The sequence below is a fragment of the Peribacillus sp. NPDC076916 genome, assembly GCF_050269675.1.
Taxonomy (GTDB): Bacteria; Bacillota; Bacilli; order Bacillales; family DSM-1321; genus Peribacillus; species Peribacillus aracenensis.
On record NZ_JBNNIU010000004.1, the window covers coordinates 421,526 to 421,889 of the forward strand.

Genomic DNA, 364 nt, shown 5'->3' on the forward strand with positions numbered 1-364 from the left:
TTTCTTTCGCCTTTTTTCGGGCCATTGCTTCTGCCTTCGCCTTGGCCGCGGCCTCCGCTTTTTGCTTCGCTATATCCTTTTCGCCTTCCGGCTTTTCCGCCGCTTCTTCTTTCGCCTTTTTTCGAGCCATTGCTTCAGCCTTCGCCTTGGCCGCGGCCTCCGCTTTTTGCTTCGCTATATCCTTTTCGCCTTCCGGCTTTTCCGCCGCTTCTTCTTTCGCCTTTTTTCGGGCCATTGCTTCAGCCTTCGCCTTGGCCGCGGCCACCGCCTTTTGCTTCGCTATATCCTTTTCGCCTTCCGGCTTTTCCGCCGCTTCTTCTTTCGCCTTTTTTCGGGCCATTGCTTCAGCCTTCGCCTTGGCCGC

Annotated in this window: 1 pseudogene; it reads right to left on the bottom strand. The window is 56.0% G+C overall.

The annotated features are described in order from the left end of the window. A pseudogene (locus ACQKFG_RS15770) lies at nucleotides 1-364 on the bottom strand (NADH-quinone oxidoreductase subunit C); the annotation flags it as partial.